Raw genomic sequence first — 19,417 nt, 5'->3', positions numbered from 1 at the left:
AACAGACGACAAGGGGCGGTACCGCGCAGGCGGTGCCGCCCCTTTCGTATGCGGCGGGCCAAGTAGCCTGCAGGGGTGCTGAGGACCCTGCTGGTGACCAACGACTTCCCGCCCCGGCCGGGCGGCATCCAGAACTACCTGAACTCGCTGGCCACCCGCCTGCCCGCGGACGACCTGGTCGTCTACGCGCCGTCCTGGGAATCGAGCACCGGCTCGCACGGCGAGTTCGACGCCGCCGCCCCGTTCGAGGTGGTGCGCCATCCGACGTCGCTGATGCTGCCGACCCCGGACGTGCTCAAGCGGGCCAAGGAGATCATGCGCGCCCGCGACTGTGAGGCCGTCTGGTTCGGCGCCGCGGCGCCGCTGGCGTTGCTGGGTCATCCGCTGCGGTCGGCGGGCGCCCGACGGGTGCTGGCGTCGACGCACGGCCACGAGGTCGGCTGGTCGATGCTGCCGGGCTCCCGGCAGGCGTTGCGGCGGATCGGCGACACCGTCGACGTGATCACCTACGTCAGCAAGTACACGCGCTCCCGGTTCTCGGCCGCCTTCGGCCCGATGGCGGGGCTGGAGATGCTCCCGTGCGGTGTCGACACCGAGCTCTACCGCCCGGATCCGGCGGCGGGCAAGGAGATCCGCGAGCGGCACGGTCTCGGCGACCGTCCGACGATCGTGTGCGTTTCGCGGCTGGTCCCGCGCAAGGGCCAGGACATGCTGATCAAGATCCTGCCCGAACTCCGCAAGCGGATCCCGGACGTGGCGCTGCTGATCGTCGGCGGCGGCCCGTACCGCAAGACGCTCACCGGGCTCGTCGACGCGCTGGGCGTCGAAGACAGCGTCGTCATCACCGGATCGGTGCCGTGGAAGGAACTGCCCGCGCACTACAACGCGGGCGACGTCTTCGCGATGCCGGCGCGGACACGCGGGAAGGGACTCGACGTCGAGGGCCTGGGCATCGTGTACCTGGAGGCCTCGGCGACCGGGCTGCCGGTCGTCGCCGGGAATTCCGGTGGCGCGCCCGAGACGGTGCTGGACGAGGTCACCGGGCACGTGGTCGACGGCCGTGACGAACAGCAGTTGCGGGAGACGCTGGCCTCGTTGCTGGCCGATCCGGTGCGGGCGCGGCGTATGGGGGCGGCCGGTCGCGAATGGGTCGGCGAGAACTGGCGCTGGGACACCATGGCGGGCAGGCTTTCCGGGCTGCTCGACGGCGACCCCGTCGCGGCGGTGCGCTGACGAGTCAGGGTTCGTAGCGCGCCGGATGCTTCGGATCGTCGACGCGGATCACCACATCGGACAACGCCGACGGGTCGACTTCCCGTTCGTAGCGTTCGTAGGCGGGGAGCGCCCATTCGTCGGGCACCCGCCGTTTCAGCGCGGCGGGGGAGAGCCACAGATGCACGCTCAGGTCGAAAGCGAGCCCGGCCCCGAACAGGAACTCGCCGTCCAGCAGCACGACGCCACCCTCGGGCAGGGCGACGCGTTCGGCGCGCGTGGCGCGATCGCGGGCCGGGTCCCACAGCGACGGGAGGACCAGGCCGCTGCCGTCGTCAGCGAGCGGGTCGAGCACCTCACGGCGGAGGGCGCCCAGGTCGAGCCAGTCGCTGTAGCGCGAATCCGGATCCTCCTTGCCGCGTTCGAACCGCAGCGAGGCCGGCCTGAGGAAGCCGTTCGCCGAGACCCGCAACGCCGCGTGACCGGCGACCCGCAGGGGATCGACCAGGGCGTCGGCGAGTTCTGTGGTGTTGGTCGCACCGGCCGCACCGTCGATCGCGACCGCGATCCGGCGGCGGCCCGTGATCGCCGTGATGCGCTGGGTCAGTTCGGAGACCAGCAGAGCGGGAGAAATCGGACGGTAGCGCACAGACAGAGATCCTCCACCCGGACCGGTGACTGTCGCACGGTACACCCGATGGGATGATGGCCCGGTGGCGAAAGCAACGGCCAAAACAGCCGGAAGTGGTTGGCAGGTAGGCGTTTCCCAGACGGTGCCGTATACCGGCGCCCAGGTCTGGGACTTCCTGGTCGGACGCGAGGGTGTGGGGATCTGGCTCGGCCCCGGCGCCGAGCTCGGCACCGAGCTGGGCGCGGCGTACGAGACGGCGAACGGGACGACCGGGGAGATCCGCGGTCGCTCCGAAGGCGACAAGCTCCGGCTGACCTGGCGGCCGAAGGATTGGGACCACGACTCGACCCTGCAGATCACGGTGAGCGGCACCGACCAGAAGACCACGCTCCGGTTCCACCAGGAATGGCTCGCGGGCGCCGACGAGCGCGAAGAACAGCGGGCATACTGGACGGAAGTGACCGAGCGAGTGGTGGCCGCGCTGGCCGAACGCTGACCCGCGCGCCGGGGGAGGCGTACCGATGGGGGCAGCCGAAAGCGTACGGAACCTGGCCGAGGATCTCGTCCAGGAACCACATCGGGTCTCCGAGCTGTTGCGGGCGGAAGGACCGGCCCGCAAGGTGCGGATGCCGCGCGGGCTGGACGTCTGGATCGTCACCGGCTACGCCGAGGCCCGCGCGATCCTCGCGGATTCCCGCGTCGGCAAGGATCCGGCGGCCATCCGGCGGCTCTTCGAGCGGGACGGCTTCGAATCCGCGGCCGACAACGCCGTACGCGCGCTCGGCGGGCACATGCTCAACACGGACCCGCCGGACCACACCCGGCTGCGCAAACTGGTCAACCAGGCCTTCACCTCGCGTACGGTTTCCCGGCTGCGGCCGAGGATCGAGCAGATCACCGCGGAACTGCTGGACGGCATCGGCGACGCCGAGCGTGCCGACCTGCTGCCCGCTTTCGCGGTTCCGCTGCCGATCCGGGTGATCTGCGAACTGCTCGGCGTCCACGCGGGCGACCAGCCGGCGTTCGCGACGTGGTCGAACACGATGGTCGCCTGGTCGACGCCGGAGGAACTCCAAGCCGCGGCGGCGAAGATGCACGCGTACCTCGTCGACCTCATCGAGGAAAAGCGCGCCGAACCCGCCGACGATCTGCTTTCGGGCCTGATCCACGCCAGCGACGAAGGCGATTCGCTCTCCGCCGGGGAACTGCTGGCCATGGCGTTCCTGCTGTTGGTGGCGGGGTTCGAGACGACGGTCAACCTGATCGCGAACAGCGTTTTCGCGCTGCTGCGCGAGCCGGACCAGCTGGCCGCGCTCCGTGCCGATCCCGCCCTGCTGCCCGGCGCGATCGAGGAGTTCCTGCGCTACGACGGTGCGATCCACCTGGCGACCATCCGGTTCACCCGTGAACCCGTCCCGGTCGGTGACGTCGAGATCCCGGCGGGCGAGTTCGTGCTCGTCTCCCTGCTCGGCGCGAACCGCGACCCCGGACGGTTCGAAGACCCGGACCGGCTGGACGTCACGCGGTCGGCGACCGGGCATCTCGCGTTCGGGCACGGCATCCACTACTGCGTCGGCGCCCCGCTGGCCCGGCTGGAGGCCGAGATCGCGGTGCGCGGGCTGCTGGAGCGGTTCCCGGCGCTGAGCCTGGACGCCGAGCCGGAAACCTTGCGGTGGCGGGAAAGCACCCTCGTCCACGGGCTGGAAACCCTCCCTGTGCGCCTGCGCTGAGGAGAGGGTGTCGTAGGGTCGCCGGATGGACGCCGCCGAACTCCTCGCGCTCGACGCGGAACACGTCTGGCACCCGTACGGGCCGATGCCGAGCACGATCGATTCCCTGCTCGTGCGCGAGGCGAGCGGGGTCCGGCTCACCCTCGACGACGGCCGCGAGCTGGTCGACGGCATGTCGTCCTGGTGGGCGGCGATCCACGGCTACCGGAACCCGGTGCTGGACGCGGCGCTGGCCGAGCAGGCGGGCCGGATGAGTCACGTGATGTTCGGCGGGCTCACCCACGAACCGGCCATCAGGCTGGCGAAGACGCTGGTCGACCTCGCTCCGGACGGGCTGCGGCACGTCTTCCTGTGCGATTCCGGGTCGGTGTCGGTCGAGGTCGCCGTCAAGATGTGCCTGCAGTATTGGCAGTCGGTGGGGCGCAAGGAAAAGCGGCGCCTGATGACCTGGCGCGGCGGGTACCACGGCGACACGTTCACGCCGATGAGCGTCTGCGATCCCGAGGGCGGGATGCATTCGCTGTGGCGCGGGATCCTGCCGGACCAGCTGTTCCTGCCCAAGCCGCCCGGCGGTTTCGCCGACGAGCCGGATCCGGCGTATCTCGAGCTGCTCGCGACCGAGATCGAGCGGCACGCGGGCGAGCTGGCCGCGGTCATCGTCGAGCCGGTCGTGCAGGGTGCCGGCGGTATGCGGTTCCACCCGCCCGCGTACCTGCGCGCGCTGCGCGAGATCACCGAGGCCAACGACGTCCTGCTCGTCTTCGACGAGATCGCCACCGGTTTCGGCCGCACCGGCCGGATGTTCGCCGCCGAGCACGCCGGGGTCACGCCCGACGTCCTGTGCCTCGGCAAGGCGCTGACCGGTGGGTACCTGACGATGGCGGCGGCGCTGTGCACGCCGGAGATCGCCGACGGGATCTCGCGCGGTGAGCTGCCGGTGCTGGCGCACGGCCCGACGTTCATGGCGAACCCGTTGTCTTCGGCCGTCGCCAACGCCTCGCTGGGGATCCTGGCCGAAGGCGGCTGGAAGTCCGACGTCCCGAGGATCGAGGCCGCGCTGAAGGCCGGGCTCGAACCGGCTCGCGAGCTGCCCGCGGTCGCCGACGTGCGAGTGCTCGGCGCCATCGGCGTGGTGGAACTGGACCATCCCGTGGACATGGCCGTGGCGACCGAGGTCCTCACCGCGAACGGGGTCTGGCTGCGCCCCTTCCGCAACCTGCTCTACACGATGCCGCCCTACATCTCCGAGGCGGACGACCTCGCCGCGATCACCTCCGCAATGGTCTCGGCCGCTCAAAAAGCGTAAAAACGGCGAAATTCAACCCAAAGAGTGTGACTGCGGCCACAGCAAACCGGAGAGGCCACGCTGGGTACAGAGCGTGGTCGCGAGTTGATCTTGGTCAAGCGAACGGGCGAGTCCGATCGAGGTCCAACTCGGGCACTTTGTCGCAAAAGCGCACTATGCCCTAGTTCCCTGGTGCACAAGCAAACCTGAGAAACCTTTGCGTAGCGGACTTTTGCGCGCCGATCGGGTTTCCTGCCCCCATGATCGACTTCGTTGGTGACGAGCACGACACCGGGCCCCCGGGCCGCCGCAATCCCGCATCGACCCTCCTGAAGAACCTTCGCCACGACCTCCCGGCTTCGGTCGTCGTCTTCCTCGTGGCCGTCCCGCTTTCGCTCGGCGTCGCACACGCCGCCGGAGCCCCCTTGCTCGCGGGACTCATCTCCGCCGTCGTCGGCGGAATCGTCGCGAGCCTCTTCGGCGCCTCCGTTCTGCAAGTCAGCGGTCCCTCCGCCGCGCTGACCATTGTCATCGCGGAGACCATCGCCACCTTCGGCTGGGCCGCCACCTGCGCGATCACCGCCGCGGCGGGCGTGGTCCAGATCCTCTTCGGCGTCTGCCGCGTCGCACGGGCGACGTTGGTGATCTCGCCTGCCATCGTGCACGGCCTGCTCGCCGGGATCGGCCTGATCCTCGTCCTCGGCCAGCTGCACGTCGTGCTCGGTGGCACGGCGCGGAGTTCCGCGATCGAGAACCTCCTCGCGCTGCCGGGCCGGATCGTCGGGCACCACGACCAGGCCGCGCTGATCGGTGTCGTCACCGTCGGTGTTCTGCTGGCCTGGACCCGGATGCCGCGCTCGGTGCGCCGCGTCCCCGGCCCGCTCGCCGCCGTCGCGCTGGCGACCGGCCTTTCCGTCGCGGCCGGGATGGACCTGCCGCGCGTCGACCTCCCGAACGGCTTGCCAGGGCTGGGTTTCGTCCCCGAGGCGCCGTCCGGGTCCTGGACCGCGATCATCGCCGCCGTCCTCTCCATCGCGCTCATCGCCAGCCTGGAGAGCCTGCTTTCCGCCGTCGCCATCGACAAACTCCGCGACGGGCCGCGCACCGACCTCAACCGCGAACTGATCGGGCAGGGCCTGGCGAACGCCGCCGCCGGCTCGCTCGGCGGATTCCCGGTCACCGGCGTCGTCGTGCGCACCATGACCAACTTCGAAGCGGGCGCCCGCACCCGGATGTCGGCGATCCTGCACAGCGTCTGGATCCTCGGCTGCTGCCTGTTCCTGGCGGGCGCGCTGCGGCTGATCCCGCTCGCCGCGCTCGCCGGCCTCCTCGTCTACGTCGGCGCCAAACTGGTCAACCTCACCAATCTTCGTGAGGTCCGCCGCCACGGCGACCTGCCGGTCTACCTCGCGACCCTGCTCGGCGCGGTCGCGGTCAACCTGCTCACCGGTGTCGCCGCGGGGATCGTGGTGGCGCTCGTGCTGATGCTGCGCCGCATGCTGTTCTCCGGGATCCACGTCGAACGGGACGGCCCGCGGAGCCGCGTCGTCATCGAAGGCGCGCTCACTTTCCTTTCCGTGCCAAGGCTCACGACCGTCCTGACCCAAGTCCCCGAGGGTTCGGAGGTGACGCTCGAACTCTGCGTCGACTACCTCGACCACGCCGCTTTCGACTGCCTGCGCGGCTGGCAGCGCGCGTACGAACGCGCCGGGGGAACCGTGATCGTCGACGAGATCGGGCATCCGTGGTTCGGCCGCGGCAAGGCGGGCGTGCCGACCGTGCGCCGCGGCGTCGCGTCCCGCGTGGTGCCGCGGTGGCTCGCGCCGTGGTCGCAATGGCAGGCCGAACATCTCGAACTGCCGAGCCAGCGCGGCGGCAGCGTTCCGCTGTGTCGTGGTGCTTCGGAGTTCCAGCGGCGGACGGCGCCGTTGCTGCGCAGCACGTGGGACGGGCTGGCGAACGGGCAACGGCCGCACACGTTGTTCGTCACCTGCGGCGACGCGCGGATCGTGCCGAACCTGATCACCACCAGCGGGCCGGGGGACCTGTTCACCGTGCGGAACATCGGAAACCTCGTCCCGCACGCCGGCGCCGAAGCGGATTTCTCGGTGGGGGCGGCGATCGAGTACGCCGTCGGGCTGCTGCGGGTGCGGGAAGTGGTGGTGTGCGGGCATTCCGGCTGCGGGGCGATGAAGGCGCTGCTCGGTGACGCGCCCGCCGGTCTCGCGCTGCTCGGTGGCTGGCTGCGTCACGGCGAGGCGACGATGCGGCGCAGGGAAAGCGAAGGGCCGGTGCTGCTCGACGGCGTCCGTCCCGGCCACGAGGCGGATCTGCTCGCCTTGCACAACGTGGTGCAGCAGCTGGAAAACCTGCGCTCGTACCCGGTGGTCGAGGCCGCGCTGGCGCGGGGCGAACTCCGGCTGACGGGGATGTACTTCGACGTCGGGAAGGCGAATGTGTACCTGCTCGACGAAGCGCTGCGGTCGTTCACTTCGGCGGCGACCCCGGTGAAGTCCTGAGCGCGTGCTGAAGCCGCGCGAGTAGGTCGCGAAAGCCACTTTCGAGACGTCAGACGTCCCGAAAGTGGCTTTCGCGACACGGCCCGGCGCCACGGGTGGAGCGGCCGAGCGTAAGGGGCGGGACAGGTTGCGAAAGCCACTTTCGCAACCTTCAACGTTGCGAAAGTGGCTTTCGCAACGCCTCGCCTGGCAGGAGCGGCCTTCACGGACATGGCCGAGTTGACCGGGCGGCCGACCGATACATCCCAGGATTCGGGAGCCCGTAAGGCTTTTCGCAACGCGCGAGACATCTCCAGGCAACAGAACAGGCCGAAAGTGGGCCACGCCACCCGCCAGTGGGGTGATATTCACTCGATAGGGTGGTGCATATCGGACAATTCACCAGTTACCTGGTGATCATGATGGTGATCATCAAAAAACCCCTCGCCGTGCTCCGGCACGACCTGCCCGCCTCGTTGGTGGTGTTCCTCGTCGCCGTCCCGCTGTCACTCGGGATCGCTCTCGCGTCAGGAGCGCCGATCGTCGCGGGGTTGATCGCCGCCGTGGTGGGAGGTGTGGTCGCCGGAGCCCTCGGTGGCTCACCCCTTCAGGTCAGCGGCCCGGCCGCCGGGCTGACGGTGATCATGGCCGAAACCATCGCGACCTTCGGCTGGGCGACCACGTGCGCGATCACCGTCGCCGCCGGCGCGCTCCAGATCCTGCTCGGGCTGAGCCGCATCGCCCGCGCGGCACTCGCGATCTCGCCCGCCATCGTCCACGGCATGCTCGCCGGTATCGGCGTCACGATCGTCCTCGGCCAGCTCCACGTCGTACTGGGCGGAACGGCGCAGAGCTCGGCGCTCAAGAACATCGCCGAACTGCCCGCCCAGATCGTCGGTCACCACGACACCGCCGCGCTGATCGGCGTGCTCACCATCGGCATCCTGCTGCTGTGGCCACGGCTTCCCGAGTCCGTCCGCAAGGTGCCAGGACCGCTCGCCGCGATCGCGGTGGTGACCGTGCTGTCCGTCGCCGCCGGGATGACCCTGCCCCGCGTCGACCTCCCGGGCGACCTGCTCAACATCCGCTTCGCTCCCGAATTCCCGGACGCCGGCTGGGGCGCGTTCGCCGTCGCGGTCATCACCATCGCGCTGATCGCCAGCGTGGAAAGCCTGCTTTCGGCCGTCGCCGTCGACAAGATGCACACCGGACCGCGGTCGAACCTCGACCGCGAGCTGATCGGGCAGGGCGCCGCGAACATGACCTCCGGCGCGCTGGGCGGCCTCCCGGTCACCGGCGTGATCGTCCGCAGTTCCACCAACGTCGCCGCCGGTGCCCGCACCCGCGTGTCCGCGATCCTGCACGGCGTCTGGATCCTGGTGTTCGTCGCCGCGTTCGCCGGGCTGATCCAGAACATCCCGCTCGCCGCGCTGGCGGGCCTGCTCGTCCACGTCGGCGCGAAGCTGGTGAACCCCGGCCACATGAAGCAGGTCCTCAAACACGGCGACCTGGGGCTGTACCTGGTGACGCTCGCCGGGGTCGTCGTCTTCGACCTGCTCACCGGCGTCCTGCTCGGGATCGCGCTTTCGGTACTGCTGATGCTGCGGCGCACAGTGTGGTCCGGGATCCACGCCGAACGCGACGGTGACGAATGGCGCGTCGTCGTCGAAGGCGTCCTGACGTTCCTTTCGGTGCCGAGGCTCAGCCGGGTGCTCGCGACCGTGCCCGACGGCGCGAAGGTGACCCTGGAACTGGTCGTCGACTACCTCGACCACGCCGCCTTCGAAAGCCTCTCGAACTGGCAGCAGGGACACGAACGCACCGGCGGGAAGGTGACCGTCGACGAGGTCGGGCACCCGTGGTTCGCCAACGGCAAATCCGGCGATCCCACGCTGACCAGGACGGCCGCCATGCGTTCGGTGCCGCGGTTCCTCGCGCCGTGGTCCGACTGGCAGGCCAAGGACGTCGAGGTGCCCGGCCAGCGCGGCGGGCCCACCCGGCGCGGGGCGACCGAGTTCCAGCGGCGCACCGCCGCGCTCATGCAGCCCGCGCTCAGCAAACTGGCGGGCGGCCAGTCGCCGCACACCCTGTTCATCACCTGCGGTGACGCGCGGATCGTGCCGAACATGATCACCACGAGCGGACCCGGCGACCTGTTCACCGTCCGCAACATCGGGAACCTGGTGCCCGCCCGCCGGGCCGACCCGTCGATGGGCGCCACCGTCGAGTTCGCCGTCGGGGTGCTGAAGGTGCGCGAGATCGTGGTCTGCGGTCACTCCGGTTGCGGCGCGATGCAGGCACTGGCGACCGGCGCCCCGGACGGCGCGCCGATGCTGGCTTCGTGGCTGCGGCACGCCGAGCCGAGCGCGAACCGCAAGGTGACGGTGACCCTCGACGGCGAACGCCCGGAATCCGAGGTCAACCGGCTGGCCCTGCAGAACGTGCTGCAGCAGCTGGAGCACCTGCGCCACTACCCGCTGATCGCCGAGGCGGAGGCACGCGGCGACCTGCACCTGACCGGGATGTACTTCGACGTCGGGGCGGCGCAGGTCTACCTGTCCGACGACGAGAGCCCGGCTTTCACCCCGGTCGGCGCCGTCGCCGCCGTCCCCGAACAGGGGAGCTGACGGTCCCGGTTCAGCCGTCCTCCACCCCGACCCACTAAGCCCGGACCCCGCCCCGCCACCACCCTCAACGGAGGGGCTGCGCCCCGCAGACTAGATTCAGTGCACGTGAGCATGCTGGTCATGACCGGCACCGGTACGGGTGTCGGCAAGACGATCTCCACCGCCGCCATCGCCGCTCTGGCCGCCGGTCAGGGCCAGCGTGTCGCCGTGCTGAAACCGGCGCAGACCGGAGTGGGCCCGGACGAACCGGGCGACCTCGCCGACGTGCTCCGGCTCGCCGGCCCGGTCACCACCCGTGAGCTGCGGAGATACCCGGATCCGCTGTCGCCGGAGGCGGCCGCCAGGCTCTCGGGACTGCCGACGCTGGCCCCGAGCGAGATCGCCGCCGCGGCGAGCGACCTCAACGGCGAACACGACCTCACGCTCATCGAAGGCGCGGGTGGCCTGCTGGTCCGCTTCGACGCCGACGGGGCCACGCTGGCCGACGTCGCGTGGTCGCTGGGCGCGCTGGTCATCATCGTCGCCGAGGCCGGGCTGGGCACGCTCAACGCGACCGCGCTGACCGCCGAGGTCGCCACCAGACGCGGGCTCACCGTGGCCGGGGTGATCATCGGCTCGTGGCCCGACGAGCCGGATCTGGCGGCGGTGTCGAACCTGCGGGATCTGCCGGTCGCCGCCGGGGCCCCGTTGCTGGGCGTGCTGCCTGCCGGGCTGGGCACGGCCACTCCCGAGGAGTTCACCGACCGGGCCAGGGCGGGTCTCTCGCCGTGGTTCGGCGGGGAGTTCGACCCGGAATGCTTCGTCGGCCGCGCGTCGGCGCAGAAGTGACCTGCGTCGCTGTGGCCGAGGCGCCCGGTCGTGCACGATGATGTGCCTTTGCTTCACCGCCCCACCCCGAACAGGAGCCGCCTCGTGACCACTGCCCCGGAGACCGTCGACATCCTCGCCGTGGCGCGTGACCAGGTCCTCGAGCGTGGTGTCGGGCTCAGCGAAGAGCAGATCCTCGAAGTCCTGCGGCTCGACGACGACCACCTGACCGACCTGCTGGCGCTGGCCCACGAGGTCCGGATGCGCTGGTGCGGCCCCGAGGTCGAGGTCGAGGGCATCATCAGCCTCAAGACCGGCGGCTGCCCGGAGGACTGCCACTTCTGCTCGCAGTCCGGCCGCTTCCCGACGCCGGTGCGGTCGGCGTGGCTGGACATCCCCGGCCTGGTCAAGGCCGCCCGCCAGACCGCCGAGACCGGCGCGACCGAGTTCTGCATCGTCGCCGCCGTCCGCGGCCCCGACAAGCGGCTGCTCTCGCAGGTCCGCGAGGGGATCAAGGCCATCCGCGAGGACGGCAACGACATCCAGATCGCCTGCTCGCTCGGCATGCTCACCCAGGAGCAGGTCGACGAGCTCGTCGAGATGGGCGTGCACCGCTACAACCACAACCTGGAGACCGCGCGCTCGCATTTCGCGAACGTCGTCACCACGCACACGTGGGAAGAGCGCTGGGAGACCCTGCGCATGATCCGCGAGGCGGGCATGGAGGTCTGCTGCGGCGGCATCATCGGCATGGGGGAGAGCATCGAGCAGCGCGCCGAGTTCGCCGCGCAGCTGGCCGAGCTGAACCCCGACGAGTGCACGATGAACTTCCTCATCCCGCAGCCGGGTACGCCGTACGAGGGCTACGAGGTCGTCGAGGGCAAGGACGCGCTGCGCACCGTGGCCGCGTTCCGGCTGGCGATGCCCCGGCCGCTGCTCCGTTTCTCCGGCGGCCGTGAGCTGACCTTCGGCGACCTGGGCACCAAACAGGGCATGCTCGGCGGCATCAACGCGATCATCGTCGGCAACTACCTGACCAACCTCGGCCGCCCGGCCACCGCGGATCTGGCGATGCTCGAAGAGCTGAAGATGCCGGTGAAGGCGATCAGTGACGTCCTCTGACCGACCCGCGTTCTGCGTCCACTGTGGACAGCCGTCCGACGGTGGCGCGGAACATCCGGCCTGCCACAACCCGAGAACGGCACTCGAACCGCCGCGCTACTGCACGTACTGCGCGCGGCGGATGGTCGTCCAGATCACCCCGGTCGGCTGGACGGCCCGGTGCAGCCGTCACGGTGAACTCGCCGGCTGACTTCCCGCGATTCGGTGCCGGGTTGCGTGCGCTGGGGGCGTCATTGGTTACGCTCTGCACAAGCAGCACGAGGGAGGAGTCCGGGGTTGGGCGAGACGACCGGTAAACCGGCGCACCTTTCTTCCAGCGTGCCCGACCCCTGGTCGGTGCCCGTGCTGCCGAGGCCGCGCCGTCCGTATCCCAAGGTCGTCGTCAAGGCCGATCTGCTTCCGGCGATCAGCGTCCTGTCCACGGCGGGCCTGCTCGGTTTCCCGCTGGCCTGGCTGTGGTCGCGGCTCGCGCCGCCCCAGCGGATGCGCGTGATCAACGACCGCGGCACCCTCGCCCCGCTGGAGCTGGAAAGCTGGCACCGCTTCGACGACCTTGCCGTCTACGGTTTCCTCGCGCTCGGCGCCGGGCTGCTGATCGGCATCGTGACCTGGCTGCTCCGGGAGCGCCGCGGTCCGGTCGTGCTGATCGCCGCGACCGGCGGAGCGACCCTCGCGGGCTGGCTGGGGACGACGATGGGCGTCGCGTTCGCCAACGGCCGCTACGAGATCGCCTCGACGCCCGCCGTCGGCGACGTCATCGCGAAGGCGCCGCAGATCGAATCCCCGTGGATCATGCTCGCCGCGCCGTTGATGACCACGCTGGTGTACACGCTGCTGACCGCGTGGAACGGACGGGAAGACCTGGGCCGCCGCCTCGGCTGACGAATTTCCTCTAGGGTGGGCCAGGACACAGCTCTAGGGGGCTTTCTCTTGACCGACGACATCGAGGTTTCCCGGCACAACGCCGTCCGCTTCCCGGGCATCAGCCCGCGCGCGTATGAACACCCCGTCGACCGTGGCGCACTGGCCACACTGCGCGCCGTTCCGGGGTTCGCGCAGGTCGTCAAGGCGGTTTCGGGCTTCTACGCCGAACGCGGCGAGCGGCTGATGGCGCTCGCGTCCGCGATCAGGGTCGGCCCGAAGCAGTATCCGGAGCTGGACAAACTGCGCAACGAATGCGCCGAAACACTCGACCTCGACCGCGTGCCGAACCTGTTCGTCGCCCGCAGCCCCGAGGTCAACGCGCAGACGATCGGCATGGACGAGCCGTTCATCGTGCTCAACACCGCGGCCGTCGAGGCGATGGACCTCGCGTCGCTGCGGTTCGTGATCGGGCACGAGATGGGGCACGTGCTGTCCGGCCACGCGGTGTACCGCACCATCATGATCCGGCTGATCGGCCTGCAGATGTCGATGTCGTGGACGCCGGTGAGCGCGATCGGCATCCGCGTCGTCATCGCCGCGCTGCGCGAGTGGTACCGCAAGGCCGAACTGTCCTGCGACCGCGCCGGCCTGCTGTGCTCGCAGGACCCGACGGCGGCGCTGCGCTCGCAGATCCTGGTCGCGGGCGGGATCGACCCGTCGAAGATCGACATCCCGGCGTTCCTGCAGCAGGCGGCGGAATACGAGTCGGTCGAGGACATCCGCGACAGCTACCTGAAGCTGCGCTACGTCGAGACGATGTCGCATCCGCTGGCCGTCGTGCGCGCCGCGCAACTGCAGAAGTGGGCCGCGTCGGAGGAGTACCGCGGCATCCTGGCGGGCGAGTACCCGCGCCGCGACGACGACGCGCCGTCGTCCAACTGGACCGACGACCTGAAGTCGGCCGCGAAGTCGTACAAGGACTCCTGGAACAGCTCGGCCGACCCGCTGACCAAGGTGTTCAGCGACGTCGGCGAGGCGGTGTCCGGGGCGGCGGGCAAGGTGTGGAGCAAGTTCGGCGGGGGCAACGGTGCGGACGACGGTTCGGCGCCGGAGTCCGGTAAGTAGCCCCTCGCGCGTGCTATGAAAGGTCCTTTCCTTGCAAATTTTGCAAGGAAAGGACCTTTCATAGCACTTGACGGGCCAAGTTCAGGGTTCGAGGCCCGCGCGTCAGCCTGGGTGCGGGCTGAAGGGGCCTTTCCCCGCGTCTCGTGTGGCGAAGGGAGCTTTCGCCACTCACGAGGCGTTCGGCGTTCGATAGGTTCCGCCTGAAGTACATGATGGCCCCCTTCCTGTACCTAGGCGCAAGGAAGGGGGCCTTCATGTACTGGGGAAGGTGTGAAGGTCGAGTTTCCTCGGCTGAGCCGAGGAAAGGGGTCCTTCACGCGCGACCGCTGTGACTGCTGGGCCTGGTGGTGCTGAGGCTGAGGTGACGATCGCGTAGTCCGTGAAGGCCTCCTTCCCTACCTTCAGGGTAGGCAAGGAGGCCTTCACCACCTCAGTTCAGGTTCGAGGGGCGGGTGAACTCGCCGAGTTCCCCCGGCGGCATCGGGACCGCGCCGAGCGTGCTGAGGAACCCGGCCTCCCGCGTCAGCAGCCGGCACGCGATCCGCAGCCGCCGCAGCGGGTTGGTCTCCTCCAACAGGCGCTGCCGATCCTCCAGCGGGAGCAGGCAGTCCGCGGTGAGCCGGTACGCGAGGGCCGCGATGTCGCCGTCCTCCGGCGGAGTGGTCCAGTCGTCGGCGTTCCAGGCGGATTCGCAGTAGCGCCGGTGCGCGGCCTTCGCGACGTCGGCGAGCCTGTTCACGGTGTCGCCGTGCACCGTGGAGACCTTGTCGTCGGGTACCCACTCGACCGAGCCGATCAGGTACGGCGCGGAAACGCGGTCGATCTCGAGCAGCCGGAACCGGCGCCGCGCGGTGGTGACGACGTCGAATCTGCCGTCCGGCAGCCGTTTCGCCTCGCGCAGCACCGTGCTGCAGCCGACTTCGTGGACGTGCTCCGGCCCGCTGACCTCCCTGACCATCGCCGAACGCAGGGCGACGACCCCGAACTCGCGGTCCGGGACGACCTCGCCGACGAGGTCGGCCATCAGCTGCCGGTACCGCGGTTCGAAGATGTGCAACGGAAGGTGTGTTCCGGGCAGAAGCACGGTCTGTAGCGGGAACAGCGGCAAGATCGCCTTCCCGGTGGACTCCTCGCTCGGCTCGGTCACCCGTTCAAGGTACGGGGACCGGGAGGAGTTCGCAGGACGGTCACTTCCCGGCGGGCGGGCGGAAGACGGCGAACGGGTCGGTGATCTGCATCCCCTTGCCCGCGAAGGAGAAGAGCGCCGCCGGACGTCCGCCGCTGCGCCCGGGCGGGGCGGTGTGACCGGTGGGGACCAGCAGCCCTCGCCGGGACAGCACACGCTGCAGGTTCGTCGCGGAGACCCGGTAACCCAGCGCAGCCGAGTACAGGCCCCGCAACGCCGATACGGTGAACTCTTCCGGGGCGAGCGCGAAGCCGAGATTCGTGTAGCAGAGCTTCGAGCGGAGCCGGTCCCGCGCGCGCAGGACGATGGACTCGTGGTCGAAGGCCGTGCGCGGCAGCTCGGAAACATCGTGCCACTCGGTGTCTTCGGGGACCTCGGGGTCCACATCGGACGGTACGAGGCCGAGGAACGCCGTCGCGACGACGCGCGGTCCCGGCACCCGGTCCGGCGCGCTGAAGACCGCCAGTTGCTCCACATGCTTCAACTGGCGTACGTCGACCTTCTCCGCGAGCTGCCGCCGGATGGACGCCTCGACGTCTTCATCCGGGCGAAGCCTGCCGCCGGGAAGGGACCAGCGGCCCAGATGGGGATCGAGGGCGCGCCGCCACAGCAGGACCCGGAGTGTGTCGGAGCGCACTTGCAGGACCGCTCCCAAAACCTCGTGGGCGAGGGGGGTCTGGGTGTTAAGATGACTTCGCACGGTTTTCGATTGTAAGGCGAAAACCGGAGATCGGTCCAGGAGGGCCAGAACGATGACGAGCACCCTGCAGAACGACCTGACCCCGTACGGCGGAGTCATCGCCGACGCCGCTTGGGCGGAGGAGGTGCGGAGCCTCGCTCGCAAGCGCGACGCCGTCCTGCTCGCGCACAACTACCAGGTCCCCGAGATCCAGGACATCGCCGATTTCACCGGCGACTCCCTCGCGCTGAGCCGGATCGCGGCGAGCAGCGACGCGTCCACCATCGTCTTCTGCGGCGTGCACTTCATGGCCGAGACGGCGAAGATCCTGGCGCCCGGGAAGACGGTCCTGATCCCGGACGCGCGGGCCGGCTGCTCGCTCGCGGACTCCATCACCGGCGACCAGCTGCGCGCCTGGAAGGCCGAGCACCCCGGCGCGGTCGTCGTGTCGTACGTGAACACCACGGCCGAGGTCAAAGCGGAGACCGACATCTGCTGCACCTCGTCGAACGCCGTCGACGTGGTCGCCTCCATCCCCGCTGACCAGGAGGTTCTCTTTCTGCCGGACCAGTTCCTCGGCGCGCACGTCAAACGTGTGACCGGCCGGGAGAACATGCACATCTGGGCCGGGGAGTGCCACGTGCACGCCGGGATCAACGGCGCCGAGCTGGCCGAGCGTGCTTCGGAGAACCCGGACGCCGACCTGTTCATCCACCCGGAATGCGGCTGCGCGACCTCGGCGCTGTACCTCGCCGGCGAGGGCGCCGTCGCCCCCGAGCGGGTCAAGATCCTCTCGACCGGTGACATGGTCCACGCCGCCCGTGACACCAAGGCGAAGTCGGTGCTCGTGGCCACCGAGATCGGAATGATCCACCAGCTGCGCAAGGCCGCGCCGGAGATCGACTTCCGCGCGGTGAACGACCGGGCGTCCTGCCGGTACATGAAGATGATCACGCCGGCGGCCCTGCTGCGGTCGCTGCGCGAGGGAGCCGACGAGGTCCACGTCGACACCGAGACCGCCGCCCGTGCCCGCGCTTCCGTGCAGCGCATGATCGAGATCGGGCAGCCTGGCGGCGGAGAATGACCGACCCGGTTACCGCTCTCCAGGCGAAAACCTGCCCGGTGTGGGAGGCCGCCGCCGATCTCGTGGTGATCGGCAGCGGCGTGGCCGGGCTGACCGCGGCGCTGCGCGCGCAGGAGCTCGGCCTGCACGTCCTGGTGGTCACCAAGGCCGCGGTCTCCGACGGGAACACCCGCTGGGCACAGGGCGGGGTCGCGGTCGTGCTGGAGAACGAGCACGAGCGGGGCGACTCGGTCGGCAAGCACGCCGCGGACACGCTCACCGCCGGTGCCGGGCTCTGCGACGAGGACGCCGTGCGGTCGATCATCGCCGGCGGCCCGGCCGCGGTGGCCCGGCTGCGCGCCGAGGGCGCCCGTTTCGACCGGGCGGCCGAAGGGCGGCCCGAGCTCGCCCGTACGCGGGAAGGCGGGCACAGCGCGTTCCGTGTCATCCACGCCGGTGGCGACGCGACCGGCGCCGAGGTCGAGCGGTCGCTGGTCGCGACGGCCGGTGACCGGCGGATCCCGGTGCTGGAGCACCACATCGCCGTCGACGCGATCCGCACGCCCGCGGGCGAGGTCGCCGGCGTGACCGTCCTGGACCACAACGGGGTGCCCGGGGTCGTCCGGGCGCCGGCGGTGTTGCTGGCCAGCGGCGGGCTCGGGCAGCTCTACCAGGCGACGTCGAATCCGGAGATCGCCACGGGGGACGGGCTGGCGCTCGCGTTGCGCGCGGGGGCGCAGGTCGCGGACGTCGAGTTCGTCCAGTTCCACCCGACGGTCCTGTTCACGCCCGGCGCGCGCGGCCGTCTCCCGCTCGTCACCGAGGCGGTGCGCGGCGAGGGCGCGACGTTGCACGACGCGACGGGCGCTTCGGTGATGCGGGGAGTGCACCCCCTCGGCGATCTCGCGCCGCGGGACGTCGTGTCGGCGGCGATCACGCGCCGCATGGTGCAGGCGCCCGGCGGTATCGACGACCACGTCTTCCTTGACGCCACGGGGATCTCCGGGTTCGCCAAGCGATTCCCGACCGTGCACGCGGCGTGCGCGGCGATCGGGCTGGACCCGGCGAAGGAGCCGATCCCGGTCACGCCCGCGGCGCATTTCTCCTGTGGTGGCGTGGTGACCACTGTGGACGGACGCTCCGGCGTCCGCGGTCTTTATGCGGCCGGCGAGGTCGCCAGGACCGGTCTGCACGGCGCGAATCGGCTGGCCTCCAACAGTTTGCTCGAAGGCCTGGTCGTCGGGCAGCGGGTGGCGGAAGCGGTCGCCATCGATCTCGCCGCCGGTTTACTGGCCGACCCGCGCCGCGGCGTGCTCCTGCCTCCGGCGAAGGTCGCGGTGGCCGATCGTGACGCGTTGCAGCGGGCGATGAGCCGGTACGCCGCCATCGGCCGGGACGCGGAAGGTCTTTCGGTCGTGGGTTCGGTGCTGGATCTCTCGGTGACGGAGAGTCCTTTGTGGACTCCCCGGATCGTGGAGGACGCGGCGCTCACCTTGGTGGCGGAGGCGCTGGTCGCGGCGGCGGCGCGCCGGACGGAGTCTCGCGGCTGCCACGTGCGGACCGATTTCCCCGAACGCGACGACAACGTCTGGCAACGCGGCCAGCTCATCCGGCTCAGCCCGTCGGGGCAGCCGGTGCTGGCCGATCCGATCGCTTTGGAGGGTGTGGCATGACCGAATTCTCCCCGTGGGTCACCAAGGCGCTGGCCGACCACGGTCTCGACGTCGCCGATGTGCACCGCGTCGTCGAGACGGCGCTTGCCGAGGATCTGCGGTACGGGCCCGACGCGACGACGAACGCCACCGTGCCCGAATCCGCCAGCGCGCTGGCCGAACTCACGCCGAGGACGGCCGGTGTGGTCGCCGGGATCCCGGTGGCGCTGGCGGTGTTCGACGTCGTGCTCGGCTCCGGCCTGGAGATCCTGGCCGCCCGCGACGACGGTGACCGGCTGACCGCCGGCGAGCCCGCGCTGGTGCTCCGCGGTCCGGTGCGCGGCCTGCTCACCGCCGAACGCACCGCGCTGAACCTCCTGTGCCACCTGTCCGGTATCGCCACCGCGACCGCCGCCTGGGTGAATGCCCTGGAGGGAACCGGTTGCCGGGTCAGGGATTCCCGCAAGACGCTGCCCGGGCTGCGGTTGCTGGAGAAGTACGCCGTGCGGGCGGGCGGCGGGGTGAACCACCGGCTCGGGCTCGGCGACGCGGTGCTGATCAAGGACAACCACGTGGTCGCCGCCGGTTCGGTGACCGCCGCGCTCACGGCCGCGCGCGAGCACGCGCCGGAACTGCACTGCGAGGTCGAGGTCGACGACCTGGCCCAACTGGAGGAGGCGCTCGCCGCGGGCGCCGACGAGGTGCTGCTGGACAACTTCACCCCCGACGAATGCGCGAAAGCCGTCGACCGGCGGGACGAGGTTTCGCCGAAGACGAGGCTGGAATCCTCGGGCGGTCTGCGGCTGGACGTCGCGCGGGCGTACGCGGAGTCCGGGGTGGATTTCCTCGCCGTCGGAGCGCTCACGCATTCGTCACCCGCACTCGACCTCGGGATGGACCTTCGCTGACCTACGACAGTAGGATTCCCTTGTGTGA

Annotated in this window: 17 protein-coding genes; 14 read left to right on the top strand and 3 right to left on the bottom strand. The window is 70.2% G+C overall.

Annotated elements, in window-relative coordinates; genetic code table 11:
- Nucleotides 1-75 precede the first annotated feature (75 nt).
- Entirely contained in the window at nucleotides 76-1,233 is a 1,158-nt protein-coding gene (locus DMH01_RS40425) for a glycosyltransferase family 4 protein (RefSeq protein WP_199745807.1), read from the top strand.
- A 4-nt stretch (nucleotides 1,234-1,237) separates the two neighbouring features.
- On the opposite strand, the gene DMH01_RS40420 is transcribed toward DMH01_RS40425, so the two are convergent.
- Nucleotides 1,238-1,861 carry a uridine kinase gene (locus DMH01_RS40420; protein ID WP_125684429.1) on the bottom strand — a complete coding sequence of 208 codons (624 nt, stop codon included), beginning with the start codon at nucleotides 1,859-1,861 and terminating at the stop codon, nucleotides 1,238-1,240.
- A gap of 124 nt (nucleotides 1,862-1,985) precedes the next feature.
- Here DMH01_RS40420 and DMH01_RS40415 point away from each other — a divergent pair, with 124 nt between their 5' ends.
- From DMH01_RS40415 to DMH01_RS40370, 10 genes are all read left to right on the top strand, one after another.
- A complete protein-coding gene (locus DMH01_RS40415) occupies nucleotides 1,986-2,339 on the top strand; it encodes an SRPBCC domain-containing protein (RefSeq protein WP_125684427.1) in 354 nt (117 codons plus the stop codon).
- Nucleotides 2,340-2,364: 25 nt separating this feature from the next.
- Nucleotides 2,365-3,573, top strand: a complete 1,209-nt coding sequence (locus DMH01_RS40410; RefSeq protein ID WP_125684425.1) for a cytochrome P450 — start codon at nucleotides 2,365-2,367, stop codon at nucleotides 3,571-3,573.
- Between the two features lie 25 nt (nucleotides 3,574-3,598).
- Nucleotides 3,599-4,879 (top strand): adenosylmethionine--8-amino-7-oxononanoate transaminase, encoded by a 1,281-nt coding sequence (locus DMH01_RS40405; protein ID WP_125684423.1) that lies wholly within the window; start codon nucleotides 3,599-3,601, stop codon nucleotides 4,877-4,879.
- A gap of 239 nt (nucleotides 4,880-5,118) precedes the next feature.
- Nucleotides 5,119-7,377, top strand: a complete 2,259-nt coding sequence (locus tag DMH01_RS40400; protein ID WP_125684421.1) for a bifunctional SulP family inorganic anion transporter/carbonic anhydrase — start codon at nucleotides 5,119-5,121, stop codon at nucleotides 7,375-7,377.
- A 401-nt stretch (nucleotides 7,378-7,778) separates the two neighbouring features.
- Entirely contained in the window at nucleotides 7,779-9,983 is a 2,205-nt protein-coding gene (locus tag DMH01_RS40395; RefSeq protein WP_125684603.1) for a bifunctional SulP family inorganic anion transporter/carbonic anhydrase, read from the top strand.
- A gap of 105 nt (nucleotides 9,984-10,088) precedes the next feature.
- Entirely contained in the window at nucleotides 10,089-10,811 is a 723-nt protein-coding gene (gene bioD / locus DMH01_RS40390) for a dethiobiotin synthase (protein WP_125684419.1), read from the top strand.
- Between the two features lie 84 nt (nucleotides 10,812-10,895).
- On the top strand, nucleotides 10,896-11,912 hold the full coding sequence (bioB, locus tag DMH01_RS40385) for a biotin synthase BioB (RefSeq protein WP_034321321.1): 1,017 nt from the start codon (nucleotides 10,896-10,898) through the stop codon (nucleotides 11,910-11,912).
- Entirely contained in the window at nucleotides 11,899-12,102 is a 204-nt protein-coding gene (locus DMH01_RS40380) for a hypothetical protein (protein ID WP_125684417.1), read from the top strand. Before bioB ends, DMH01_RS40380 begins: the two co-directional genes overlap by 14 nt.
- Before the next feature lie 86 nt (nucleotides 12,103-12,188).
- The gene (locus tag DMH01_RS40375) at nucleotides 12,189-12,794 is read left to right on the top strand and encodes a DUF2567 domain-containing protein (protein WP_125684415.1); all 606 of its coding nucleotides are present in this window, start codon (nucleotides 12,189-12,191) and stop codon (nucleotides 12,792-12,794) included.
- 48 nt (nucleotides 12,795-12,842) lie between these two features.
- Nucleotides 12,843-13,901, top strand: coding sequence for a M48 family metallopeptidase (locus DMH01_RS40370; RefSeq protein WP_125684413.1), 1,059 nt, complete (start codon nucleotides 12,843-12,845; stop codon nucleotides 13,899-13,901).
- A gap of 430 nt (nucleotides 13,902-14,331) precedes the next feature.
- On the opposite strand, the gene DMH01_RS40365 is transcribed toward DMH01_RS40370, so the two are convergent.
- Both DMH01_RS40365 and DMH01_RS40360 read right to left on the bottom strand, forming a co-directional pair.
- Nucleotides 14,332-15,048 carry an LON peptidase substrate-binding domain-containing protein gene (locus DMH01_RS40365; protein ID WP_125684411.1) on the bottom strand — a complete coding sequence of 239 codons (717 nt, stop codon included), beginning with the start codon at nucleotides 15,046-15,048 and terminating at the stop codon, nucleotides 14,332-14,334.
- 40 nt (nucleotides 15,049-15,088) lie between these two features.
- Complete coding sequence (locus DMH01_RS40360; RefSeq protein ID WP_034321308.1) at nucleotides 15,089-15,724, bottom strand: NUDIX domain-containing protein; 636 nt, start codon at nucleotides 15,722-15,724, stop codon at nucleotides 15,089-15,091.
- 115 nt (nucleotides 15,725-15,839) lie between these two features.
- On the opposite strand from DMH01_RS40360, the gene nadA reads away from it, so the two are divergent.
- Genes nadA through nadC form a run of 3 tightly spaced genes read left to right on the top strand, consistent with a single transcriptional unit; the run spans nucleotide 15,840 to nucleotide 19,389 of the window.
- A complete protein-coding gene (gene nadA / locus DMH01_RS40355; RefSeq protein ID WP_125684409.1) occupies nucleotides 15,840-16,850 on the top strand; it encodes a quinolinate synthase NadA in 1,011 nt (336 codons plus the stop codon).
- Entirely contained in the window at nucleotides 16,847-18,502 is a 1,656-nt protein-coding gene (locus DMH01_RS40350) for an L-aspartate oxidase (RefSeq protein WP_125684407.1), read from the top strand. The genes nadA and DMH01_RS40350 overlap by 4 nt, the downstream gene beginning before the upstream one ends.
- Entirely contained in the window at nucleotides 18,499-19,389 is an 891-nt protein-coding gene (gene nadC / locus DMH01_RS40345) for a carboxylating nicotinate-nucleotide diphosphorylase (RefSeq protein WP_125684405.1), read from the top strand. Before DMH01_RS40350 ends, nadC begins: the two co-directional genes overlap by 4 nt.
- Nucleotides 19,390-19,417 lie beyond the last annotated feature (28 nt).

The organism is Amycolatopsis sp. WAC 04182 (assembly GCF_003947465.1).
Taxonomy (GTDB): Bacteria; Actinomycetota; Actinomycetes; order Mycobacteriales; family Pseudonocardiaceae; genus Amycolatopsis.
The sequence above is the reverse complement of the archived record's forward strand: the minus strand, read 5'-3'. Positions and strand labels throughout refer to the sequence as shown.

Coding starts and splice junctions, on each gene's coding strand:
- DMH01_RS40410 (WP_125684425.1), top strand. CDS start 2,365: ATGGGGGCAGCCGAAAGCGTACGGAACCTGGCCGAGGATCTCGTCCAG.
- DMH01_RS40405 (WP_125684423.1), top strand. CDS start 3,599: ATGGACGCCGCCGAACTCCTCGCGCTCGACGCGGAACACGTCTGGCAC.
- DMH01_RS40400 (WP_125684421.1), top strand. CDS start 5,119: ATGATCGACTTCGTTGGTGACGAGCACGACACCGGGCCCCCGGGCCGC.
- DMH01_RS40395 (WP_125684603.1), top strand. CDS start 7,779: ATGGTGATCATCAAAAAACCCCTCGCCGTGCTCCGGCACGACCTGCCC.
- nadA (WP_125684409.1), top strand. CDS start 15,840: ATGACGAGCACCCTGCAGAACGACCTGACCCCGTACGGCGGAGTCATC.
- DMH01_RS40350 (WP_125684407.1), top strand. CDS start 16,847: ATGACCGACCCGGTTACCGCTCTCCAGGCGAAAACCTGCCCGGTGTGG.
- nadC (WP_125684405.1), top strand. CDS start 18,499: ATGACCGAATTCTCCCCGTGGGTCACCAAGGCGCTGGCCGACCACGGT.